This window comes from Citrobacter sp. wls826, assembly GCF_005281245.1.
Taxonomy (GTDB): Bacteria; Pseudomonadota; Gammaproteobacteria; order Enterobacterales; family Enterobacteriaceae; genus Citrobacter; species Citrobacter braakii.
Genome location: NZ_SZWS01000051.1, coordinates 110870 through 114879, shown reverse-complemented (window position 1 = coordinate 114879; position 4010 = coordinate 110870). Strand labels below are relative to the sequence as shown.

The 4010-nt window shown below is 51.6% G+C and carries 5 protein-coding genes; 1 reads left to right on the top strand and 4 read right to left on the bottom strand.

Going from position 1 to position 4010, the window contains the following annotated elements:
• From FDW87_RS12115 to FDW87_RS12105, 3 genes are all read right to left on the bottom strand, one after another.
• Window positions 1–1049 (bottom strand): FdrA family protein (locus FDW87_RS12115; protein WP_252363137.1); only part of this gene is annotated, 1049 nt, incomplete at its 3' end.
• Window positions 1027–1815: a DUF2877 domain-containing protein gene (locus tag FDW87_RS12110; RefSeq protein WP_101700193.1), complete on the bottom strand. Its 789-nt coding sequence runs from the start codon at window positions 1813–1815 to the stop codon at window positions 1027–1029. The genes FDW87_RS12115 and FDW87_RS12110, both read right to left, overlap by 23 nt.
• A gap of 126 nt (window positions 1816–1941) precedes the next feature.
• Complete coding sequence (locus FDW87_RS12105) at window positions 1942–2547, bottom strand: ankyrin repeat domain-containing protein (RefSeq protein ID WP_016157395.1); 606 nt, start codon at window positions 2545–2547, stop codon at window positions 1942–1944.
• Between the two features lie 391 nt (window positions 2548–2938).
• On the opposite strand from FDW87_RS12105, the gene FDW87_RS12100 reads away from it, so the two are divergent.
• Entirely contained in the window at window positions 2939–3868 is a 930-nt protein-coding gene (locus tag FDW87_RS12100; protein WP_016154301.1) for a LysR substrate-binding domain-containing protein, read from the top strand.
• A 42-nt stretch (window positions 3869–3910) separates the two neighbouring features.
• On the opposite strand, the gene FDW87_RS22415 is transcribed toward FDW87_RS12100, so the two are convergent.
• Window positions 3911–4010 (bottom strand): N-acetyltransferase (locus tag FDW87_RS22415; RefSeq protein WP_252363146.1); only part of this gene is annotated, 100 nt, incomplete at its 5' end.

Below are 4010 nucleotides of genomic sequence, written 5' to 3'. Positions count from 1 at the left end.
CCGCCACAGAACAAGCCGCGAATGTACTTTTGCTGCGGGGTCAGGCGGGCGCGGACCTCTTCAATCAGCGGCCAGTTGAGCGGATGCAGATCCAGACTCTCTTTTTTCACGCCAGTCAGCAGTACCGCTTTCAACGCCGCCTCTTTAGTGCCGCGTGCAAACAGCAGACCGTTTTCATCCGCAGGCGCGGCTTCACGTCCGAGGAAACACACCACGACGGGCTTATGGCAGGCGCGCGCACGTTCCAGCACTTTGCGCGCCACTGTTGGCGCAGGAGGTTTGGAGATAAGCGCGATGATCTCGGTTTGCGGATCGGCCTCCAGCATACCAATCGCGTCAAGCATCATCAGGCCGCCAATCTTTTCGCTCAGATCGCGTCCACCGGTGCCAATCAGTTGGGAAATCCCGCCGCCAAACTCGTGAATGCGTACGCTCAGCTCCTGGCTACCGGTACCGGAGGCGCCAACAATTCCGATGTTGCCGCGACGCACCGCATTGCCAAAACACAGCGCCGCGCCGTTAATAATGGCGGTTCCGCAATCGGGCCCCATCATCAGCAGCCCTTTTTCATGCGCCAGCTGCTTGAGCGCCAGTTCGTCTTCAAGAGAGACGTTGTCAGAGAACAGCATCACGTTGAGGTTATTTTGCAGCGCCTGACGCGCTTCACGCGCGGCAAACAGACCATTGACCGAGATCACCGCCAGGTTGCTGTCAGGAACATGCTTCTTCGCACTGGCGAGCGTGGCATAGCGCGCTTCATGCTGCCCCCCCTGCTCTTTATGCGTAAACAAATCTTCAATCGCCACCAGCGTCTGATCGTTCGCCGCCTCGCTGGCGCCTTTAATGACAATCATCAGGTCGCCACTTTTCGCCTCTTCAAGTTCAGGCGTGAGCAGACCGAGATTCTTCAGTACGCCCTTATTCATTTCTGTCGCCATAGCCACGAACGCCTGCTCAACGCCATCGAGCTGATTTGCGCGTGTGGAGATAGACATCAGTGAGACAGAATCAAAATACGTGTTCTTTTTAACAACTATCCTGATCGACATAATTCCCTCCGGACCTGTGGCTCAGGGCGCAGGCATCCGCCATGCCATACAGCATGTCGCAGCCAGAACTTGAGCCGATATTTTTAATGTCAGTAATATATTGCGTAGAAACGGGTTGTTGCTCTGTAATAATATGGTTCAGCAGCCGTCCGACGCTTTCCCGATAACGTTGATGAAAGGCTTCCTCCAGCGTTATTTTGCTGAGTAGCGTGGTATTATTTCCGGCACGTTGTAAGGCTGCTAAAAAATCATCACGATATTTCCCCAGCGGATGTCCCGGAATAAATAAAATAGTGCTTAAGCCCACTAAATAATCATCAGATGAAGGCGTCAGACCAATCCCCAGACCAATTAAATGGCTGACCGCTGTAGAGATATTTTCTCCTGTATGCAACGCCGCCAGTAATGTTTGTCGGCGATTAAGTAATTGGCGGGTGATTTCCAGATAAAACGGGTTATCACCCTGGTACAGAAATAATGTGTCAGCGCTTCTTAGCTGTTGGCGGATAACCTCTTCCCAGCGCAGCCAGCGGATTGCAGCAAGGCTTATTGCATCAGGCCTCCACTGTGGTATGCGCCACGGCAGACAACCGGAAGTTTCTATCCATTTATCGTTGCCAACGGCTATCCCCGATTCGGTAAAACTGACTCTCTCACCGGGGTGAAACAGCTCTTCACAATGCGTCAGCGCCAGCCGACAGCTGTTAGGCGCGTTATCACAACCTTCACTCAGTAACGTCAGCAACCGCTGCTGTTCAGGTATCAACAGGTTTACCGCGCGGGAAAAAACCTGTTCAACCCGTCCCGTTCCCCGGAAAGCCAGAAACGCGCCGTCTGCGGTTAGCGCCCGTACGCATCGCCGTGATGGCGTAGCGATAGTAGCGCTCCTCTGTCAGGCTCCGGCCGCAATCAGCAGCTCGGCAATTTCGTGGTATCCTTTCTCCCGCGCCAGCTCCAGCGGGGTTTTACCGTATTTATCCGTCATGTGCGGGTTTGCGCCATGGTCGAGCAGCAGCTTGACGATTTCCTGCTGTTTCGCGCCGCCGTCATTAAGCACGATGGCTTCCAGTAACGGCGTCCAGCCGACAAAGTTGGTATGATTAACATTGATATCGGTACGCAGCAGCAGTTCGCGCACGATCTCTACATGACCTTTTTCGCTGGCTGGCGTAATACCGACGCCGCCAAAACGGCTCAGGCAATTAAGATCGGGATTGGCCGGTAATACGGTACGCAGCAGCGTTAAATCGTTAGTCAGACAGCTAATCAGGAATGGATTAAAACAGGTTTGATCCTGTTTATTAATATCGGCACCGGCAGCAATCAATAAAGAAACACAGTCATAATGTTTATTCAGGCTGGCAATAATTATGGCAGTGCGCCCCTGGCGGTTAGTGGCATTAATATCCACATTTTTTGCCAGGCAGGATTTTAATCCATCGGCATCACCCTGCTCTGCCGCCAGCAGAAATTCAGTAATGAGTTCTTTCTCTGACATAATCGCTCTCCTGCAGTTTTTTAGACTTTTTAAATATCCGATAAGCTGAGAATAGCAACAGAGTGCAGAGAATAATATCCGCTTAAATTTCATTCATCGTAAGCGTGTCGATTATTGAATCAAATTTAACAATGAGAACAAAACGTGCTGTAGTGCAATCTTTTCCTTATGACAGAGCCGCTTTTAGCCATTAATCAGTTGTCAGGAAAATCAGGCGTGATGCTACACGGATAGCGGCCTGCAATTAATATACAGAAGTGTGATTGCCTTCAAATCAATTGTAAAACTAGTGTTAAATTCTGTTCAAAACTGATTGCTCTGCATAAGGATTACAAATACATTCAACAATCATCGCGTCGCGGATGTGCGTTTGTCGCCGGAGGGGAGGAAGATGAATTCAATTTTTACCGAGGAAAACCTGCTGGCATTTACGATGGCAGCCCGCTACAGCAGCTTCAGCAAGGCGGCTGAGGAACTTGGCTTAACCACATCAGCAATTAGTTACACCATTAAGCGCATGGAGCTGGGGCTCGACGTGGTGCTGTTTACCCGCAGTACCCGCAGCATTGAGCTGACCGAGTCCGGACGCTATCTGTTTCGCAAGGCGACCGACCTGCTTAACGATTTCCACGCCATCAAGCGCAGTATTGATACCATTGCTCAGGGCATTGAAGCCCGGGTACGCATCTGTATTAATCAACTGTTGTATACCCCTCAACATACGGCACGACTGCTGCAGGTACTCAAGAAACAGTTTCCAACCTGCCAGATAACCGTCACCACCGAGGTGTATAACGGCGTCTGGGATTCGATCATTAACAACCTCGCCAACATCGCTATCGGCGCGCCGGATACGTTACTGGACGGCGGGGGGATTGATTACACCGAGATCGGCGCGATCCGTTGGTCGTTTGCGATTGCCCCGGATCATCCGCTGGCTTTTATGCCTGAACCGATTTCTGAGAGCCAACTGCGCCTGTACCCGAACATCATGGTGGAAGACACCGCGCACACCATCAACAAGAAGGTCGGCTGGCTGTTACACGGACAGGAGTCGATTCTGGTTCCTGATTTTAATACCAAATGCCAGTGCCAGATCCTGGGTGAGGGCATCGGTTTTCTGCCGGACTATATGGTGCGCGAGGCGATGGAAAAGTCGTTGCTGGTCACGCGGCAGATCCACAACCCGCGTCAGGATTCACGGATGCTGCTGGCGACCCAGCATTCGGCCACCGGTCGTGTAACCCAATGGATTAAAAAAGAGTTTGGCCCACAAGGTGTATTGACGGGAATTTATCAGGATTTGCTGCATCGGGAGTGATGCGCCGGACTGCGGTCATGCCTTCCGGCGTACGTAAGATTATCAGGCGCGAATATCGTCATACTCGCGGGTTTTATCAAACTCATGTTTGGCAAACGGGCACAGCGGAATAACTTTGCGGTTTTCGGCGCGCATTTTCTCC

What these genes read in the sequence shown, in the direction of transcription:
- FDW87_RS12105 (WP_016157395.1), bottom strand. Translation starts at nt 2,547, where the DNA reads ATGTCAGAGAAAGAACTCATTACTGAATTTCTGCTGGCGGCAGAGCAG.
- FDW87_RS12100 (WP_016154301.1), top strand. Translation starts at nt 2,939, where the DNA reads ATGAATTCAATTTTTACCGAGGAAAACCTGCTGGCATTTACGATGGCA.